The sequence below is a fragment of the Candidatus Binatia bacterium genome, from assembly GCA_023150935.1.
Lineage (GTDB): Bacteria > Desulfobacterota > Binatia > HRBIN30 > HRBIN30 > JAKLJW01.
Genome location: JAKLJW010000021.1, coordinates 69,839 through 89,438, shown reverse-complemented (window position 1 = coordinate 89,438; position 19,600 = coordinate 69,839). Strand labels below are relative to the sequence as shown.

General features: G+C 66.3%; 14 protein-coding genes. 10 read left to right on the top strand and 4 right to left on the bottom strand.

Going from position 1 to position 19,600, the window contains the following annotated elements; genetic code table 11:
• Positions 1-158: 158 nt before the first annotated feature.
• The 5 genes from L6Q96_13680 to L6Q96_13660 all read left to right on the top strand — a co-directional run bounded on the left by L6Q96_13680 (position 159) and on the right by L6Q96_13660 (position 6,880).
• The gene (locus tag L6Q96_13680) at positions 159-1,358 is read left to right on the top strand and encodes an insulinase family protein (GenBank protein ID MCK6555610.1); all 1,200 of its coding nucleotides are present in this window, start codon (positions 159-161) and stop codon (positions 1,356-1,358) included.
• A 49-nt stretch (positions 1,359-1,407) separates the two neighbouring features.
• Positions 1,408-1,887: a hypothetical protein gene (locus L6Q96_13675; GenBank protein ID MCK6555609.1), complete on the top strand. Its 480-nt coding sequence runs from the start codon at positions 1,408-1,410 to the stop codon at positions 1,885-1,887.
• A 41-nt stretch (positions 1,888-1,928) separates the two neighbouring features.
• Positions 1,929-2,405, top strand: coding sequence for a hypothetical protein (locus L6Q96_13670; GenBank protein MCK6555608.1), 477 nt, complete (start codon positions 1,929-1,931; stop codon positions 2,403-2,405).
• 183 nt (positions 2,406-2,588) lie between these two features.
• The gene (locus tag L6Q96_13665) at positions 2,589-3,755 is read left to right on the top strand and encodes an efflux RND transporter periplasmic adaptor subunit (GenBank protein ID MCK6555607.1); all 1,167 of its coding nucleotides are present in this window, start codon (positions 2,589-2,591) and stop codon (positions 3,753-3,755) included.
• The gene (locus L6Q96_13660; GenBank protein ID MCK6555606.1) at positions 3,752-6,880 is read left to right on the top strand and encodes an efflux RND transporter permease subunit; all 3,129 of its coding nucleotides are present in this window, start codon (positions 3,752-3,754) and stop codon (positions 6,878-6,880) included. Before L6Q96_13665 ends, L6Q96_13660 begins: the two co-directional genes overlap by 4 nt.
• A gap of 43 nt (positions 6,881-6,923) precedes the next feature.
• Here L6Q96_13660 and L6Q96_13655 read toward each other — a convergent pair whose 3' ends face one another.
• Positions 6,924-7,685 carry a DUF3782 domain-containing protein gene (locus L6Q96_13655; GenBank protein MCK6555605.1) on the bottom strand — a complete coding sequence of 254 codons (762 nt, stop codon included), beginning with the start codon at positions 7,683-7,685 and terminating at the stop codon, positions 6,924-6,926.
• 164 nt (positions 7,686-7,849) lie between these two features.
• Here L6Q96_13655 and polX point away from each other — a divergent pair, with 164 nt between their 5' ends.
• From polX to L6Q96_13635, 4 genes are all read left to right on the top strand, one after another.
• Positions 7,850-9,577, top strand: coding sequence for a DNA polymerase/3'-5' exonuclease PolX (gene polX / locus L6Q96_13650; protein ID MCK6555604.1), 1,728 nt, complete (start codon positions 7,850-7,852; stop codon positions 9,575-9,577).
• A gap of 30 nt (positions 9,578-9,607) precedes the next feature.
• Complete coding sequence (locus L6Q96_13645) at positions 9,608-11,299, top strand: FAD-dependent oxidoreductase (GenBank protein ID MCK6555603.1); 1,692 nt, start codon at positions 9,608-9,610, stop codon at positions 11,297-11,299.
• 504 nt (positions 11,300-11,803) lie between these two features.
• The gene (locus L6Q96_13640) at positions 11,804-13,519 is read left to right on the top strand and encodes an acetyl-CoA carboxylase carboxyltransferase subunit (GenBank protein ID MCK6555602.1); all 1,716 of its coding nucleotides are present in this window, start codon (positions 11,804-11,806) and stop codon (positions 13,517-13,519) included.
• Positions 13,519-16,359, top strand: coding sequence for a biotin carboxylase (locus L6Q96_13635; protein MCK6555601.1), 2,841 nt, complete (start codon positions 13,519-13,521; stop codon positions 16,357-16,359). Before L6Q96_13640 ends, L6Q96_13635 begins: the two co-directional genes overlap by 1 nt.
• 85 nt (positions 16,360-16,444) lie before the next feature.
• Here the strand turns inward: L6Q96_13635 and L6Q96_13630 are convergent, their stop codons facing one another.
• From L6Q96_13630 to L6Q96_13620, 3 genes are all read right to left on the bottom strand, one after another.
• Positions 16,445-16,951: a shikimate kinase gene (locus tag L6Q96_13630; protein MCK6555600.1), complete on the bottom strand. Its 507-nt coding sequence runs from the start codon at positions 16,949-16,951 to the stop codon at positions 16,445-16,447.
• Complete coding sequence (gene aroE / locus L6Q96_13625) at positions 16,948-17,808, bottom strand: shikimate dehydrogenase (protein MCK6555599.1); 861 nt, start codon at positions 17,806-17,808, stop codon at positions 16,948-16,950. The genes L6Q96_13630 and aroE overlap by 4 nt, the downstream gene beginning before the upstream one ends.
• Positions 17,809-17,926: 118 nt before the next feature.
• Positions 17,927-18,859, bottom strand: coding sequence for a hypothetical protein (locus L6Q96_13620; GenBank protein MCK6555598.1), 933 nt, complete (start codon positions 18,857-18,859; stop codon positions 17,927-17,929).
• Between the two features lie 384 nt (positions 18,860-19,243).
• On the opposite strand from L6Q96_13620, the gene L6Q96_13615 reads away from it, so the two are divergent.
• Entirely contained in the window at positions 19,244-19,600 is a 357-nt protein-coding gene (locus tag L6Q96_13615) for a hypothetical protein (GenBank protein MCK6555597.1), read from the top strand.

Sequence of the window (19,600 nt, the reverse complement as noted above, 5' to 3'; positions counted from 1 at the left end):
GCTGTGAAATCAAGGCAGAGCCCGCTCGTGCTGAGCTTGTCGAAGCACCAGCGGGCCTTTCTCCGACAGGCTCCTGGCTGAGTCGGGCGGCCCGGGGCCACTTGCGCAGCGACGCCATTGCCCGGACGCCACCGGTCCGCTAATCGGGCCTGTCGCCGATGCATCGTACCGTCACGTTCCGGCACTGCGGTTTGCGTGTTGCTTACCAGCACCAACCCGGAGCCCTCACCGCGATCGCTCTCAGCGTGCGTGCGGGCGCCCGTTTCGACGGGCGGCACCCGGGCATCGCGCATATGGCCGAGCACATGCTCTTTCAGGGCACGGCCAGTCTCGATCAACTGGCGTTGAACCGACGTGCCGCCGAGTTGGGTGGCGAGCACAACGCCGACACCGGTTACGAGACCATCTCGCTCACGTTCGAGGTGTTCAACGAGGACCTCGACGCCGCGCTGGGATTGCTCGCCGAGCAGTTCTACCGTAGCGAAGTGAACTCGGACCGCTTTCGCAAGGAGCGCCGAGTAGTCATTGACGAGATCCGCAGCCGGGCGGACGATCCGTTCGAGCGCCTGCACACGCGGGCGTGGGGCAGCTTCTTCGGCGGTGCGCTCGCGCATCCGGTGTGCGGCACGATTCGGGACCTGCGCGGCGTCGAGGCCGCGCACGTAGCGGGTTTCATCCGCACCCACTTCACGCATGCGCGGAGCGTTCTCGCGGTGGTCGGGGGCGTGAAAGAGGAGGCAGCCGTGAAGGCGGTTCGCCGGCACTTCCGCTCCGGCAGCCCGGCCGTCTCTAGGGCTGCCCCGGCGGTGCGGTTCGGGCAAACGGGACCGCGGCGATGGCGCGGCAGCGGGGGGCAGGCCTATCTCATCAAGATGGTGGCGGTGCCCGCAGACCCCCGCGAGTTGCTCGCAGTCGGGATGGCGATCGACCTGGTCGGTGCCGACCCTGACAGTCGTTTGTTTCAGGAGATCCGCGAACGCCTCGGCCTGGGCTACGACGTGTCGGCGACCGTCGAGTCCGGGGCGGGCTGGGCGGTGGCGACGATCGCAGCTAGCGCGGCGCGCAGCGCGGCAGATCGGCTGGTCCGGGCGGTTGAGGAGACGTGTGCCCGAGCGGCCGCGGAAGGGTTCAATCCGGACGAACTCCTGCGGGCACGCAAGAAGCTGCGCTATCGTTATGCGTCGCTGGCCGAGAGCCGCATCGACCGGGCACTGGCATTGGCCGAGGGGGCGCTTACGGGCTTTCCGGTTCCGGAAGAAGCCGAACGCATCGTCAGCCGCACGTCGCAGGCGACCGTCGAGGCGGCCTGGCGCCGCGCGCTGTCCGGCCGCACGCTCACGGCGGTTATGGTCGGGTGAGCGGTGCTTGTGTGGCCGCCGGCCTGTGGCATATCTGCAGTCGGCGATCATGAGCGAGCCGGTTTGCGCCCTGGCGGCGGACACAAAGGTAGAAACCCCTGAAGGGGCGATGACGATTCGCAGTCTTGCGGGTAAGGGCGTGTCGGTGTTCACCCGCGAGCCGTCTGGACGGGTGCGTTTCAGGCGGCTGTTCGAGGTGCGCAAGATCGGCGAGCAGCAACCGGTCGTCGAGGTGGAACTGGAGACGGGCGCCCGCTTCCGCGTGGCGCCGTACCAGGTGCTTTTCAAGAAAGGGATGTCGGAGTGCCGGGCGGATGCGCTGCGCGCCGGTGACGAGCTCGAGCCGGCCTTTCACTACCCGGAAGGATACGCCTATCGCGACGATGTGGACGGCGGAAGCCGAGCATCGACACGCGCTCTACGCGTGAACGCCGTCACGCCCGGTGGCACGGCGGATATCTTCAGTTTCGGGGTGAATCGGACCGGTTGTTTCTTCCTGACCGCGGGGGTCCTGTGCAAGGCGACATGAGAGCGGCGCAGGGGTGGCGGTAGGCCGACAGGGGAGCGCAAGTGACGATCCCGGTGTGGACGGCGCTACGCGCCGCGCGGCGGCCTAACCTTTCCGCCATCGTTCCCGGTCTGTTCGTCGGCGAGTACCCGACCGTCGATGACATCGGGTGGCTGCGCGATGTTCATTGCGTCACGGCGATCGTGAATCTGCAGGACCATCCGGACCTGGCTGGCAAGGGGTTGCGGGCGGCGGTGCTGTGCGGCGCCTGCCGTGACCATGGGATCGAGTGGCATCATGTGCCGATTCCCGATGGCAACATCGCGGCGATGCGAAGCCGGATGGATACGGTCCTCCCGCTGCTGGCACGCCTGAGCGCCGCCGGTGAGTGCATCTACCTGCACTGCAACGCCGGCTACAACCGGGCGCCCACGGTGGCGATTGCCCACCTTCACGTCAATTGCGGCGCGACCCTCGATGCGGCGGTGGCGGCGGTGACCACACGGCGTGTCTGCGCGCCGTATCTGGAGGCGATCTGAGGACCCTGCCTACGATAGGCGTTAACCTACACCCCTGTGCGTCCTAACCGAATCGGCATTCCTTACGCCGGAGGCGTTACGGAACACAGCCCTGGGATGGTGTGTTGTTGTCTACCCTGGGCTGTCGGCGGCGCCGGCCGGTCGCGCCGGTGTTGGACGAATGCTAGCCTCGAAGGCAGTGCCATGAGGATCGCGGTGCGAAGACGAGAGATAGGACTTGCGACGGCGGTGTTGGCACTCACCGGCATGGCGGTGTTCGCCGGTTGTTCTTCGGAATCCGAGGGTCACGGCGGAGGGCGCGCCGGAGGGAGCATTGAGGCTGTCCCGGTGGTGGTGGCCACGGTCAGGCGCGAGGACGTCCCCGTGCAGGTCCGCGCCATCGGTACCGTAGACCCCTTTTCCACGGTGTCGGTGAAGCCGCAGGTCGACGGCCAACTGGCAGAGGTCCACTTTGCGCAGGGCGCCTTCGTACGGAAGGGCGACCTGCTGTTCACCATCGATCCACGGCCTTTCGAGGCCGCCCTGCGGCAGGCTGAAGGCAGCCTTGCGAAGACCGTTGCCGAGGCGAACAACGCCGAGGTGGAGTTCGATCGCCGCGAGCGTCTGTACAAGGACGGGTTCATCTCCCGCGACGAGTACGACCAGGCCGCGACGCGGGCGGCCGCATTGCGGGCCGCGACACGTGCGGAGCAGGCGATGGTCGAGAACGCCAGGCTCCAGCTCCAGTACTGCACGATTCGTTCGCCGATCGACGGCCGCGTCGGTCAGTTGCTGGTCCATCCCGGTAACGTCGTGCGGCGCAACGACACGACCCTGGCCGTCATCAACCAGGTGCAGCCCGCGTTCGTGACCTTCTCGGTACCCGAGCAGGTCCTGCCGGCAATCCGGCGGCGGGCCGCGGCGGAGACGCTGGCGGTCACGGCGGAGGCGGACGGAACGCCCGCGGTAAGCGGCGGTCTGGAGTTCATCGACAACAGCGTCGACGTCACTACCGGCACGGTGCGGCTCAAAGGGCTCTTCGCGAACCGCGACGAGTCGCTGTGGCCCGGCCAATTCGTCAACGTGGCGCTGACCGTCTCGACCGAGAACGGCGCGCTGGTGGTGCCTGCGGCGGCGGTCCAGACCGGCCAACAGGGGCAGTTCGTATTCGTCGTGACGCCGGCAAGCGTCGCCGAGGTGCGTCCGGTCACGGTGGGGATGAGCACCGGGGCCGATGTCGTCATTACCGAGGGTGTGCAGGCCGGCGAGCAGATCGTTACCGACGGACAGATCCGGCTCACCGCCGGCAGCCGGGTGGACCCGAGAAGCGCGGAAGCGCCACCTCGGGTGCGGGCGGAGTCGGATCGGTGAACATCTCCGCCCCTTTCGTCCGGCGTCCGATTGCAACTACGCTCGTGATGCTGGCCCTGTTGGCGTTCGGCGGCCTGGCCTATCGGACGCTCCCGGTCAGCGATCTCCCGAACGTCGACTTTCCGACTTTGCTCGTGATTGCCAACCTGCCGGGGGCCAGTCCGGAAACCATGGCTTCGGCGGTGGCGACGCCTCTGGAGCGGCAGTTCACGACCATCGCCGGTCTGGCGTCGATGACTTCGACAAGTTCGCTCGGGACGACGCAGGTCACGCTGCAATTCGATCTGCAACGTGACATCGACGCGGCGGCGCAGGACGTGCAGGCTGCGATTACGCAGGCGGCGCCGTTGTTGCCGGCAGGTATGCCGAGCCCGCCCACGTTCCGCAAGGCCAATCCGGCCGACCAGCCGATCATATTCATGGCGTTACGGTCGGCGACGCTGCCGCTCTGGAAGCTTGACGACTACGGGCAGACTCTGATTGCGCAGCGCCTTTCTATGGTTCCCGACGTTGCGCAGGTGCTCGTCTACGGTGCTCAGAAATACGCGGTGCGCGTGAAGCTCGATCCGATGCAGTTGGCGAGCCGTGGCATCGGTATCGACGAGGTCGAGCGGGCGGTGCGCGCCGCCAACACCAACCTGCCGACCGGTGTACTGCAAGGCAGTGCGCAGCGCTACACGGTGCGGTCGTCGGGGCAGCTCACCGAGGCGACTTACTACCGGCCGATAGTCGTCGCCTATCGCAACGGCTCGCCGGTGAGACTGGAAGAACTGGGCAGTGTCGTCGACGGTGTCGAGGACGACCGTTCGGCGTCGTGGTTCGGCAACGCCGAGGGGTTGCAGCGCTCGCTGGTGCTCGGCGTGCAACGCCAGCCGGGCAGCAATACGGTTGCGGTGGCCGAGAACATTAAGGCACTGCTGCCACTCATCAAGCAGCAACTGCCTCCGTCGGTCGACCTGCAGGTGATGTTCGATCGCTCCGCGTCGATCATGAAGTCGGTGAACGAGGTCAAGTTCACCATGGTCGTGGCGCTGGTGCTGGTGGTTCTGGTGATCTTTCTGTTCTTGCGCAACGTGTCCGCGACGGTCATCCCCAGTCTGGCACTGCCGCTGTCGATCGTCGGGACTTTCGGTGCGATGTATCTGTTCGGATTCAGCGTCGACAACCTCTCGTTGCTGGCGTTGACGCTATCGATCGGTTTCGTCGTCGACGATGCCATCGTCATGCTGGAAAATATCGTGCGGCACATGGAAATGGGAAAGCGGCCCATGGCGGCCGCCCTCGACGGTTCGAAAGAGATTGGGTTCACGATCCTGTCGATGACCCTGTCGCTGGCGGCTGTGTTCATTCCGGTGCTGTTCATGCCCGGCATCCTCGGGCGGCTCTTCAACGAGTTCGCGGTAACCATCTGCGTCGCGATCTTCATTTCCGGTTTTGTCTCCCTGAGCTTGACCCCGATGCTGTGCAGCCGCTACCTGCGGCCGGCCGCGGAGATGGGGCACGGCCGCCTGTATCTGGCGACTGAGCGGGGGTTCGGCTGGTTGATCGAGGCGTACGAGCGCAGTCTGCGGGTCGTCTTACGGCACCGTCCGGCGACTATGGTGGTCTCGGGGCTGATCCTCGTCGCCACCGTCTACCTGTTTGTGCGGGTGCCCAAGGGGTTCATTCCCAACGAGGACCTGGGTGCCATCTTCGGGGTCACCGAGGCCACGCAGGGGGTGTCGTTCGAAGCGATGACGGCGCACCAGCAGACAGTAGCGGAGATCGTGCGGAGGCACCCCGCGGTGGCGTCGTTGTCGTCGAGCGTCGTCGGTACGAACGCGGCGGCGGGAAGCACTTCCAATCAGGGGCGCATGTTCATGAACCTGGTGCCGCGGGCGGAGCGGGCCGCGGTCGGAGAGGTAATTCAGGACTTGCGCCGGCAGACCGCCGGCGTGCCCGGCATGCGGGTGTTCTTGCAGGAGCTGCCCGGGATCCGGATCGGCGGACAGCTTTCGAAGAGCCTCTATCAGTTCACGCTGCTGAGTCCGAACACGAGCGAACTGTACGCCGCGGCCGGGGTTCTGGAAGAGCGCCTGCGGGCGCTGCCCGAGTTGCAGGATGTCACGAGCGACCTGCAGGTGCACAACCCGGAGGTGCAACTGGAGATCGACCGTGACAAGGCCGCAACGCTGGGGGTTACCGCCGAACAGATCGAGAACGCCCTCTACAGCGCCTACGGGGACAGATGGGTGTCGACGATCTACGCGCCGAACAACCAGTACCGCGTCATCCTCGAACTCGACGACCGTTATCAGCGCGACCCCTCGGCGTTGTCGCTATTGTATGTGCGGTCGGCGCGCGGCCAGCTCGTGCCGCTGCAAGCGGTGGTCAGGCCGCAAGAAGGCGTTGGTCCGCTGACGGTCAACCACGCCGGGCAACTGCCGGCGGTGACGATTTCGTTCAACCTCCGCCCGGGGGTTTCGTTGGGCGAGGCCGTGGGGCGGGTGCAGGCGGTGGCGCGACAGACCTTGCCGGCAACCGTGTCGACGGCCTTTCAAGGGGTGGCGCACGAGTTTCAGTCGTCGCTGACCGGGCTCTGGCTGCTTCTGCTCGCGGCGGTCCTGGTGATCTACATAGTGCTGGGCATCCTGTACGAGAGCTTCGTTCATCCCCTGACGATCCTGTCCGGGCTGCCATCGGCCGGCTTCGGCGCGTTGCTGACGCTGATGTTGTTCGGGGCCGAGCTCAACATCTACGGATTCGTCGGCATCGTCATGTTGATCGGCATCGTGAAGAAGAACGCGATCATGCAAATTGACTTTGCGCTCGACGCGCAGCGCAAGGGCGGTAAGAGTGCGCTGGATGCCATCTACGACGGCTGCATCGTGCGGTTCCGGCCCATCATGATGACCACGATGGCGGCGCTACTCGGGGCCTTGCCGATCGCGCTGGCGGTCGGCGGCGGCGCGGAGGCGCGGCGCCCGCTCGGCCTGGCAGTCGTCGGTGGCCTTCTGTTCTCGCAGCTCGTGACGCTGTACCTGACCCCGGTCTACTACACGTACCTGGAGTCGACGGTGGCTTGGTTGCGCCGCGGCCGGCACCCGGCCTTACCGCAAACCTCCTCCGCATCGGCGTCTGCCTGAGCCTCAGCCTCGTTCGAGGTGGAGGCAGGAACGCCGCGGACTCTCACCCGAGGTGGGTGGATATCTCTATCCCCAGGTCTTCGGCCATCTTAACTGCACGCGGGTCCACCGACGGGCTGACGACCATACGGGCGACGGCGGTCTGGGTCTGTTGCTCGTAGAGCTTGGCTTTGCGCTCGAACGCCGCGAGGTCCGCCGCGGATACGTGAGACTTAACCTCGATAACCAGGCTGGTACCGTTGCTGATTACCAGGTCGAGCTCGATCGACGCCGGGTGACCGAAAACGACCCCGTCAGGATCGAAACCCTCCCAATGACGGACCCTGGCTTTAAAGCGTCTTTCGAGCACCGAGCGCATTCCCTCTCGGAACGCCTCTTCGGAGTGCAAACCCCAGCGGGCTCCGAGTGCCTCCACCCTCCGGAATGCCTCCTCGATACGCTCACCCTGCTGCTCGACGCGCTTGCCCTGTTCCTCGATACGCTCACCCTGCCGCTCGATGCGTTTGCCCTGTTCCTCGATACGCTTACCCTGTTCCTCGATACGTTTACCCTGTTCCTCGATACGTTTGCCCTGTTCCTCAATACGTTTGCCCTGTTCCTCGATGTGTCGACCCTGATCGCGAACGGCTTCAGTCAGGTCTTCGAGTACCTGGGTGTGTCGCTCAAGGATGCGACCCTGCTCGGCGAGCGCGCGTGCGGTGGCGATGCCGTCGCCCAGAGCGCGGACGAAGTGGTCTCGCAGCATGGGGTCCGCTTCCAGGTCGGCAATGACCGCTGCAGTCACCGATCGCGGTTGCGCGCTCATGAGAAACAGTATGACAGCATGGTGCGGGCGAGCCAAGGGAGTAAACCCTGCGGACGAGGAGCGACGACCCTCGGGGACGCTTGGTTGAGAGCCGGAAAGCAGTCTGCGGGCCGTTGCGGGAACCGCCCGCTTTACGTACCGTCCCGGTTTGGAGGGCCGCGGCCATGACCAACGCCGAGATCGCCCGCGTGCTGCGTGAGATCGCCATCTTCCTCGACATGGACGGCGTCGCGTTCAAACCGCGGGCTTACGAGAAGGCGGCAGACGCCGTCGAGTCGAGCGACGCGCAGCTTGCCGAGCTGTACCGCGGCGGCGGCGTCAAGGCGATCGAGGCGGTGCCCGGGGTCGGCCGGGGCATCGGCGAGAAGATCATCGAGCTGATCGAAACCGGCGCTCTCCCGTACTACGAAGAGCTGCGGGCGCGGACACCCGTCGACTTGAGCGCACTCACCGCCGTCGCGGGGCTCGGACCGAAGCACATCAAGGCACTGTACGAGTCGCTCGGCGTGCGTGATCTCGCCGACCTCGAGCGTGCCGCACGTGCCGGCCGCATCCGCGGCCTGCCCGGTTTCGGCGAGAAGAGCGAACAGAAGATCTTGAAGGGCGTCGGTTTCGTTCAGCAACACAGCGGGCGTTTTGCGCTGGGTGTCGCCCTGCCGGTGATGGAGGAATTGGCAGTTCGCCTGCGCGCCGTCATGGGCGTGACGGAGGTCGCGCTGGCGGGATCCATCCGGCGGCGCAAGGAAACCGTGGGCGACGGCGACGTGTTGGTGGTTGCGGCCGACCCCGGGCGCGTCATGAACGCGTTCGTTGCCATGCCCGAGGTCGTTCACGTGCACGGCAAGGGCGAGACCAAATCGAGCGTGAAGTTGTCTTCCGGAATGGACGTCGACCTGAGGGTCGTTCCGGCGGCCAGCTTCGGTGCGGCGCTCAACTACTTTACGGGGAGCAAGGCTCACAACGTCGCCTTGCGCCGCCGGGCCCAGGAGCGCGGCCTGAAGCTCAACGAGTATGGCGTTTTTCGCGGCCAGCGGGCGATTGCCGGCAAGACCGAGGCGGAGGTCTACGCGGCGCTCGACCTGCCGTACATCCCTCCCGAGTTGCGCGAGGATAACGGCGAGATCGAGGCGGCCGCCGCCGGTCGCCTCCCTGCGCTCGTCGATTACGACGATCTGCGCGGCGACCTGCAGTTGCAGACGACGTGGACCGACGGCGCCAACACGATCGAGGAGATGGCGGCCGAGGCGCAGCGACTTGGGCACGAGTACATCGCCATCACAGATCACACGCGCGGACTGGCAATGACCGGCGGGTCCGACGAAAAACAACTCCGGCGGCAAATGGCGGCGATCGACAAGTTGAACCGGCGCCTGGCGGGCATCAGGGTGCTCAAGGGAGCCGAGGTCAACATCGACAAGGACGGTCGGCTCGACATCGATGACGCGACGCTGGCACAGCTCGATGTCGTCGGCGTGGCCGTTCACTCCCATTTCGGTCTGTCGCGGACGGCGCAGACGCGGCGGGTGATACGGGCCATGGAGAACCCGAACGCCGATATACTTTTCCATCCGACGGCACGCGTGGTCCTGCGTCGCGAGGCTATCGATCTGGACGTCGACGCCGTCATCGCGGCGGCCAAACGCACCGGAACGGTGCTGGAGATCGACGCCCATCCGGACCGCCTGGACCTGAAGGACGAGCACATCCGCAAGGCGGTGGCCGCGGGCGTGCCTCTGATCATCGACACCGACGCGCACAGCCTGGCCCATATGCATTACCTGCACTACGGCGTGGCCATGGCGCGGCGAGGCTGGGCGACCAGGGACGATATCGTCAACACCAGGACCCTGCTTGGGTTCCTGGCATCACTCAAGGGCGGACGGCGCGGCTGATCCGCCCGGAGCGAGGTTGCGGGAGGGAAAATGGGAAGACGTGTCTTGATCGTCGGTGGCGTCGCCGGCGGGGCGTCATGTGCGGCGCGGTTGCGGCGACTCGACGAGAGTGCGGAGATCGTGATCTTCGACCGCGGCCCGTACGTGTCGTTTGCCAACTGCGGCCTGCCGTACTTCGTCGGTAACGTGATTGCCGACCAGCGCAAGCTGCTGGTCGCCTCACGGGAGCTCTTCCGCGAACGGTTCAACATCGGCGTGTGCACGCGGCACGAGGTGACGGCCATCGACCGCGCACGACGCACGATCCGAGTCCGCGATCTCGACGCGAGCGGCGCGCCGGCCGAACGCGACGAACCCTACGACGCACTGGTCCTGTCGCCGGGCGCGGCGCCGATTCGCCCGCCGCTGCCCGGCATCGACCTGCCCGGGGTCTTCGCCGTGCGCACGATCCCTGACAGCGTCCGCATCCGCACCTGGATAGAGGAGCGCGCACCGCGGCGCGCCGTTGTCGTCGGCGGCGGGTTCATCGGGCTCGAGATGGCGGAGAACATCGCGCATCGGGGTTTGGAGGTAACGATCCTCGAGAAGCTGCCGCAGGTAATGCCACCGATCGACGCGGAAATGGCTTACTGGGTACAGCGGCATCTCCGGGAGCGCGGCGTGACGCTGCACCTCGGAGATGGCGTGGCCGGCTTCGAGGACGAACATGGCGCACTGGCGGTGCTGACAGAGTCAGGTGCGCGGCTGCGGACCGATCTGGTCATACTATCCATCGGCGTGCGGCCGGAAGTCGAGCTGGCGCGGCAATGCGGACTCGCTCTGGGGGCGCGTGGCGGCATCATGGTCGACGATACGATGCGCACGGCGGACCGGAACATCTGGGCCGTTGGCGATGCCGTGGAGGTACGCGACGTGCTGACCGGACAGGAGACGATCGTGCCATTAGCGGGCCCGGCGAATCGGCAGGGGCGGATCGCCGCGGAGTCGATCGCCGGCCGCCAGCGATTGTTCCGCGGGGTGCAGGCTACCGCCGTGGTCGGCGTGTTCGGCCTCACGGTCGCCTGTACCGGAGCCTCGGAGAAAGGGTTGCGTCGCTGCGGTGTCGGCGATTTCCAGAAGGTCTACCTGCATCCGGGCCATCATGCCGGCTATTATCCGGGAGCCCGGCCGATTCGTCTGAAGCTCCTCTTCGACGTGCCCGACGGGCGCATACTGGGCGCGCAGGCGGTCGGACTCGAAGGTGTGGAAAAGCGCATCGACGTGATCGCCATGGCGATCCAGAAGGGCGCCACCGTTTACGACCTGGCGGAAGCCGAACTGTGTTACGCGCCCCAGTTCGGCGGCGCCAAGGATCCCGTGAACCTGGCCGGCATGGTGGCGGCGAACTATCTGGACGGCGACATGCCGCTGGCGCAATGGGAGGGTCTGGGAAAAGACGGGGAACTGCTCGTGGACGTGCGCGAGGCCGACGAGCACGCCGCCGGGCATATCCCGGGAGCCATCAACTTACCGCTGTCGCAACTACGGCAGCACTACGGGCAGTTGCCGAAGGATCGGCCCATCGCCCTGTTCTGCGAGGTGGGACAACGAGCCTACTACGCGGCCCGGTTCCTCCTCCAGCACGGGTACCGGGCGTCGAACCTGTCCGGTGGGTACACGACCTACCAGGCCCTGAAGGCCGCGGGGGTGATCGCAGCGCCGGCGGTAGAGTCGGAGAACTGATTTACGAATTCCGTGTTTGCGCGCACGGCGCGAAGAGATCTTCAGGCCAGGGAACGGCTGGGCCCGCCGTTCGTCCCGAGTAGCAGCCGTCTTCTCAGGCGGCGTATCGAGGGACAGGCTCGGCAGGGGTGCGCCCCTCGATACGGAGCCCAGGGGAAGGGCTCCTACTCGGGGCGAACGGGCTGATTGCTCGCTTTGGGTTGCGGGCGGTAGCCCGCGCTGTGATCCGCAGTCCCCGGTCCCGAGTTGCCCGCTCGAGGTTCCTGGCCGAGGATTGTCGGTGGGAAGTCGCGAGCGCAGACGGCCGACACCCTCGCCGTAAAGCCACCACCGCCGCGGGTTCATTTGCCTCCCCACCTACTTGGCAGGGCACACCGAACAGGGTACACAAAGGCCCCGGCACGCGCCGGCAGCGGCATCGGGTCCAATGCGCCGAGCGGTGTGCCACTGTGGTGTGCACCCGGGACGGCATCCCGCGCACCGATTTGAGGAAGGTCAGTGACGATGACTAAACGCCGGGCCGTGATCCCGACCCTGGACAATCCGCTTGCCGAGGCGCCAGCGCGCGGTGTGGAGCGACCGTTGCCGCCTTACGATCAGGCGATTCGCGATGGTCAGGAGTTGCGCGGCCGGCCGTTTACCGCCGCCGGGACGATGCAGATCCTGCGCCAGCACGTCAAGGGCCGGATGACGGTCTGGGAGCGCATCGACGCGCTGCAGGACCGGGACGCCAACGCCACCGTGCTGTGGCAGAACTGGGGGAAGAGTCTGGACGGTGCGTCGATCGCAACGCTGGTCACGAAGATCGATGGCCGCGACGTCGCCGTCTATGGCCACGATTTCTGCGTGCGCGCCGGCTCGATGGATGCCACCAACGGTCGCAAGTTGGCCAACCTGATCTATCTCGCCGGAGAACGCGGTATGCCGCTGATCGGCATGAACGATAGCGCCGGGGCCTTTGTCCCAGCGGGTATCGGCGGCCTCGACGGCTATGCCGAAGCGTTCACCGCGTTACGCAAGGTCAGCGGCGTCGTGCCGAGCATCATGTGCATGTTCGGCTTCAACGCCGGAGGCGGTGCCTACTTGCCGCGCCAGGGCAGTTTCATGATCCAGCCCGAGGAGACTTTCTTCGGCCTCACGGGACCGGGAGTGGTCAAGAGCGTTCTCGGCGAGGACGTTACTCCCGACGAACTCGGCGGTCCTGGCGTGCACGGAGCCAGCGGCGTGACGGACGTTTGCGTGCAGGACGAGCTGGCGGCCCTGCGGACCGCACGGCGGCTGCTCGCTTACCTGCCGAGCTCGAATCGGGTCATGGCCCCGTTCCAGGCGACCAGCGACCCGATCGGACGGCGCACCACCGAGATCGACACCTTGCTGCGCAAGGCCTTCAACTCGCCGACCGGGTTCAATACGCCCATCGACGTTACCGTGGTGATCGAGCGCGTGTGCGACCACGGCGATTACATGGAGCTGCAGCCCGATCGCGCGCGTAATGCCATCACCGCCTTCGGGCGGCTCGGCGGTAACGTCGTCGGTTTCGTCGCCAACAACAGTGCCGTCGCCAGCGGACAGATCGACTGCGACGCCGCCTTCAAGATCGCTCGTTTCGTCCGCTTCTGCTCCCTGTACAACATCCCCGTGATCTTCATCGAGGACACCACCGGCTTCCTCCCCGGCAAAGAACAGGAAAGCCGCGGCATAGTCCAGGCCGGACGGGCCATGCTCGACGCCATTATCGACATCCGCACGCCGCGCATCCTTCTCATCCTGCGCAATGCTTTCGGCGGGGCTTACGCGGCATTCAACTGCTACGCGACGGGCGCGGATATCGTTCTCGCTCTGCCCACGACCCGCGTCGCCGTCATGGGTCCTGCCGGCAAGGAGTATGTGTACAAGGACGATTTGCGTGCCCTGCGCAGCCGTGCCGCGACCATGGAGCGCGAGGAGATCGAGGCGCGTGCGAAGAGCGGCACGCCGCCCGAGGAGGCCAAACAGGAGGCCGCCAGGGCGGCTCAGGAGTGGTTGCGCGCACAGGAGGCGGAGGTCAGTGCCCGCTACGAGCGTGAGCTGATGAACCCGCGCGAGGCGCTGTCGCTGGGGTCGATCTCCGAGATCGTCATGCCCGAGGACTTGCGCGCCGTGCTGGGCCGCAATCTCGGGGCGCTGCTGCGCGCCTACGTGCCGGGACCGATGGGCGGTCCGCAGCGGGAGTTCCATTGATGACCGTGGGAGCGAAACCCGTGGACCGATATACCAGTAACCCGCTGGTGCACCGCGACCGGCGGCTTGCGAACAGCCCGTCCCCGTGGGTGCGCTCGTTTGCCTGCGACGACATGCGCGTGCTCGTCGTCTGCCGCGGCCCAATCCGCAAGGAAGCCATCGAGGTGTTCCGCGAGATGGGTATGACGGACATCGGGATTCTGTTGTCGGAGCGTGACAGCATCGTCTTCCCGCGTGCCCTGTCGCCGGAGCTGCGGATCATGGACCCGCGGCACGTTCACCCCGTGCCCGACTACACCGGGACTACGAAGGAGGAGCGCGAGGAGCGGATCCAGCAGATAATCGGCATCTGCAAGCAGCACGGGTACGGCTACGTCTTCGCAGGTTACGGTTTCATGGCGGAGGACGCCCACTTCGTCGGTTCCATCGAGACGGCAGGCCTGCGCTTCATCGGTCCGTGCGCCTACACGCAAGCGGCAGCTGGAGCCAAGGACGAGGCTAAGCGTACCGCCATCTTGAACCAGGTGTCGGTGACGCCGGGTATCAACGATGCGACCGTGCGGACGCTCCTACGCAAGTGCCCCGACCGGGCCACGCTGCGGAAAGCTGCCCGACGACACAACCTCGAGGTTCCGCTGCTTGCGGACGAGGCCAGCGAACTGCACGCGGTTGCCGAGGCAGTTCTGGAAGCGTCGTACCGCGCCCACGTCGATCTGTTCAGCATTGAAGAGCTGGCCGAGACGATTCGCATCGAGGCGGAGCGCCTGCTGCGGGAGAATCCCGGCCGGCGCTTTCGGCTCAAGGCCATCGGTGGGGGCGGGGGCAAGGGCCAGCGCATTTTCTCCGCGGCGGAGGTCGTGCCTTCGCTCGTGCGTGAGGTTCTCGGCGAGGTGAAAGCCACCGGCGCCGGCGACAACAAGAACATGCTCATCGAGCTGAACGTCGAGGCGACGCGCCACAACGAGATCCAGATGCTGGGCAACGGCGAGTGGTGCGTTACGCTCGGCGGTCGCGACTGCTCGCTGCAGATGCACGAGCAGAAGCTCGTCGAGGTGTCGATCACGCAGGAGGGACTGCGCGCCACGGCGGACCGGGCCCGCGCCGAGGGTGACGAGACCGCAACGGCGGTTCTCGAAGCCGATCTCGCGGTCCTGTCGCGCATGGAGGCCGAGGCGGAACGGTTCGGTCGCGCCGTCAAACTCGACAGCGCCTCCACCTTCGAGTGCATCGTCGAGGGCAACCGGCACTATTTCATGGAGGTGAACACGCGCATCCAGGTCGAGCACCGGGTATCGGAGCTCTGCTATGCGTTGCGCTTCGCGAACCCCGGAGACCCGACCGACTTCTTCGACATCCATTCTCTGGTCGAAGCCATGGCCCTGGTGGCGAAGCACAAGACAGCATTGCCCCAGCCGGCGCGGGTGCCGCGCGACGGCGCCGCCATCGAGGTGCGTCTCAATGCCACTGACCGGGCGCTGCAGCCGGCCGCGGGCGGGTTAATGATCCATTGGTCCGACCCCGTCGATGGCGAGATCCGTGACGACCAGGGCATCTCGCTCAAGAACCCCGATACGGGAATGTTCATTCGCTATCGGCTGGCGGGCGCGTACGATTCGAACATCGCGCTCCTGCTTTCCACCGGAGCGCATCGCGTCGAGAGCTGGGCACGGCTGACCGAGGTGCTGCGAAGGACTCGCATGCGCGGAAACGATCTCGCCACCAACCTCGAGTTCCATTTCGGCATCATGAAGTGGTTCCTGCACCGCGATCCGTGGGCGAAACCCACCACGCAGTTCGTGGTGCCGTACCTGACCCTCGTCGGGCTGCTCGAGGAAGAAGCGCAGTCGGTCGACCTCAACTACGCTTTTCGCGAAATGGAGAGGCGTCAGGTGGCGAAGGCCGATCGCGAGGCGGTCGCCGGCATCGGCCGGGCGTACGATCTAAAGGAAACCCTGGTCGAACGGCCTATTCGCAGGCTGTTCGAAGAGCCGCACTACCTGTCGGCGTGGCTTTCGCAGCACATGCACGACTTCGACGTCAGCGGCGGCTGCGTCACTTTCAAGCGCAACCCGGTTGCGGTGCTGTGGGACACCTACCGGCTGCTCAATTACGACGAGCGGGAAGGCCCGGCGACGGAACGTATTTGGGACCATGACGCCGAGCTACTGCTCAAGGCGCGCGATTTCTATGCGGCTCTCCGTAAACACACGCGCGACGACATCGCCTGGCCGGAGCTGGACCGCCTGCTTTGCGGCGATGCGCCCGCATTTGGATTCGATGCCGACACCTGGGATCGCGTGCGCGCGGCCCACGTGGGACACCAGCTCGGCCTGGAAATCCTCGGCATAGTGCCCTTGCTCGGTGCCCATGTCGGCTTCTTCGAGCTGCGTGTGCGGCCGGATCTCGAGATCGAGATCCCCGAACGCCTGCGCGACCGCGAGTTGCAGGAGGCGATGAAGAAGGTGCTCGTGCCGCCGCCGGCGACCAGGTCGGACGAGATCGTGGCGGCCATGGGCGGGACGTATTGGAACCGAGAGGCGCCGCACATGCCCATGTTCGTCGAGGCGGGCGATCACTTCGAGAAGGGCCAACCCCTGTACATCATCGAGGTCATGAAGATGTTCAACAAGGTCTACGCAACCTTCTCGGGGCGCGTGCTGGACGTCTTCGTACACGAGAGCGGGACCATCGTGCGCAAGGGGCAGCCGCTGTTCCGGGTTGCCGCCGACGAGAAGGCGATCGAGGAGGACCCAACGGAAAAGGCACGCCGTATCCGTATGAACACGAACCGGTACGTGGCAAGTCTGTTGAGGGAAGGGCATGAGGGCATGAGGGCATGAGGGCGGTGGCGCATGGGGCAGCGAGCCTGCGACCCCGTGCCCGGGAATCCGCAGCGGCGCCCCCAGGCACCCGACAGCCAGGCCCTCAGCCCCCCACGCCCTCAACCACCTCCCGCGCCACTTCCTCCACCGTGCGCCCATCGGTATCGACAACGTGATGCGCGATGCGGCCATACAGGGGCCGACGGCGCGCGAGGACCTCTTCCACTTCGTCAGTGAAGCTTTTCGTGCCGGTGAGCGACGGTCGCTGCGTGTCGCCGCCGATGCGCTCGACAATGGTCCGGGTGGACGCCCGGAGCCAGAACACAGGGCCGGCCGCACGTAGCGGCGCGAAGTTCGCTTCGCGTTCGATGACGCCGCCACCACAGTCGATGACCTGACCGTCGCGGGCGGCGCAGGTGCGGACGATCTCTTCTTCGAGGTCGCGGAAGCCCGGCCAGCCGATCTCGGCGACGATCTCGGGAATGCTCTTGCCGGCCCGGCGGACGATCTCGGCGTCGAGACTGACGACGGTCAACCCCAGTTCGCGGGCGACAACCGCGGCGACGGAACTCTTTCCGGTGCCGCGATAGCCGACGAGAACGACGTTCACAGCCGGGCCTCGACGATGCGGCGCATGATCTCGCGCGGAGCCGCCCGGCCGGTCCAGAGCTCGAACTGCACGTAGGCCTGGCCGAGGAACATCTCGACCCCTTCGATCGTCGCGCACCCGGCCGCGGCTGCCTCGCTCAGGAGCCTGGTGCGGCGCGGGTTATAGACGGCGTCGAACGCCACCAACCCCGGATGCCAGAGCGCGGCGGGGACAACGCTGGCGTCTTCGTGCGGATGCATGCCGATTGGCGAGCAGTGGAGAACGATCGAGACGGTCTCCAGGGCGCGGCGCAAAGACGCGTCGGTAAGCTCGTCCCCGCTGACGGTGCCGCAGTGGCCGCGCGCACGGACATCGGCGGCGAGCTGGCGCAGTTGATCGGGCTCGACGCCGAGAATCGCAAGGGCGGCGGGCGGAGCCTCGCGTGCGATGGTGACGGCGACGGCGCGTGCCGCACCGCCGGAGCCGAGGACCAGCACGTGCCGGCCGCGGGGGTCGGCGCCGGCGTCGCGCAGGGCACCGAGCGCACCGAGCCCGTCGGTGTTGTATCCGAACAGACGGCCGTCGCGGTTGACCACGGTGTTGATACAACCGATGACGCGCGCGGTCTCGTCGACCTCGTCGACCGCGTGCAGGGCGTCGATCTTGTGAGGAATCGTTATCGACAGGCCGCGGTATCCCATCGCCCTTACGCCGGCGATGGCCGTTGCGACGTTGCCGGGTGCAACGTCATGCGCGACATAGACGAACGGCAGGTCGAGGGCCGCGAAGGCCGCGTTGTGAATTTCGGGCGATAGGGAATGGCCGACCGGGTGGCCGAGTATGGCGCAAACGCCGGTCCTGGCGGTAATCGGGGGCATCGCTGACATCCTCGCTTCCGAATGAAGCAGTCTTGGATCGGCAGGATAGTCGAGACGCGCGTTGCTCGTCGAGAGCCGGCAAGGGGCAGGTGGCGGCGAGGTCGAGTCGCGGTCACGGTTACGTTCGTGGGGCGCGGTGCAGTTCGGCGGCCAGGAAGCTTGCCAACTCGTCGCGGTCGAGCAGCCGTTGCAGGGAGGTAACCGCCAGGTCGGTCAGCGCTTCGGCGTAACGGGTCACGTCGATTAACTCGGCGACGGTCCGCTGTGCGACGTTGCGGTACAGGTTGTCCCAGGCGTCGAGCGCCGCCTGCCGCAGGGCGGCGTCGGCCTTTTTTGTGCGCAGCGCCTTGCGCAGCAGCGCTTCGGCGCGCCGGCGTTGAGTCGGCGACGGCAGATCGGCGTATGCCGCAACCGGCTGCTCGAACAACTGGCGTACAAAGGCGCGGGAGAATTCGACCAGCAGCCGCTGATTGGTTCGGCTGGTGGCGAACGCAACCGCCTGGCGCTGCAGCGTCGGCATGAACAGGCGAATGAAGCCCTTGATCTGATCTTCGAGCATGTGCGTCGTCACCGCGCCGAAGATCGGGTTGACCCTGCGATTGAATGCCCCGATCGCCGTGAAGACGAGATCGGTGAGCAGCTTGTTGACGAGTTCCTGATCGAGCATGCCCGCGACGAGATCGTCGGCAAAGGGCGGCAGGTGGCCGTCGGCGGCGAGTAGGGCTTCGACATCCGGCGCCAGTTCGGGACCCAGAACAGCGAAGAGCGAGCGACGATCGCGCCGCAGACGAAGCGTGAAGTGACGCTCCATGGCAATCAGGAAGTCGCCGAGAACCTCGCGGTCGATTCTCCCGAGTTCCAGTTGGCGAAGCGCGCGGCGCACGGCGGTGGCGTCGACCAGGTCGGCGACGCGGCGTGGCGCCAGGTCGCGCAGTTCCGCGCCGACCGCGCGCCGCAGGCCGCGCCTGAACTGTGCCGAGCGAATACGTTTCCGCCAGTAGTCGTGCGGCTGCCGTGGCGGCGCCGGCGCGCGCTTCGTACGCGAGTTCATGAGGTCGGTTGCGTCTTGACGCGGAAGGGCCTGGATCATTTCCCCCAAAGAATCCGCGCCTCGTGGCGACGTCTCGAAGCGAGCTGACCGACTCTATCGCATGTTACGTCAGCCCACCGATGGCACATGCGAATACGTTTCAACACTGGCGCCGCTCTCTGCCGGACCGTGGTTTCACTTCAATCAGGTTGGGAACCGAAATGCACCCGGAAAACGTCGTGTCGCCCGGCGGCGCAAAACGTGCGGTCAGGAGCGGCCGGCACCGTGCTGCGACTAAGACAAGGAACTAAACAAAAGACTTGACAATTAACCTAACGCGAGTAGAAATCGAGACAGGAGCTTGACCGGGCCAACCGGCAGCGGGTTGGCGGAAAGGAGCGGAGCATGTCGGGACGTGGGGTGTGGGTGCGGGGGCGGCTTTGCGGCCGTCGGGGGCTGGAAAGGGGAGTCGGATTGGCGGCTTTTGTCGCCGTGCTGGCAGCCGGAGTTGGCGGGCCCGCGGCGGTGTTGGCGCGCGAGGCGGGACGCGGCGCGCCGGCGGAGTACCTGACGCGGGAGCAGGTCGAGTCGACGTTGCCGACGCGGTTGGAACGGATGCGGGAGCGCGAGACCCTGCGGCGGCAGCGCCGGCAGGGTGCGGGCGGCGTCCCCGGCGGACCGAAGCGTCCGGGCGAACGGGGACGGGTGGCGCCGCCTTACGCTGCCCCGCTGCCGCCGCTGCCGCCCGAGTTCGACCAGTAG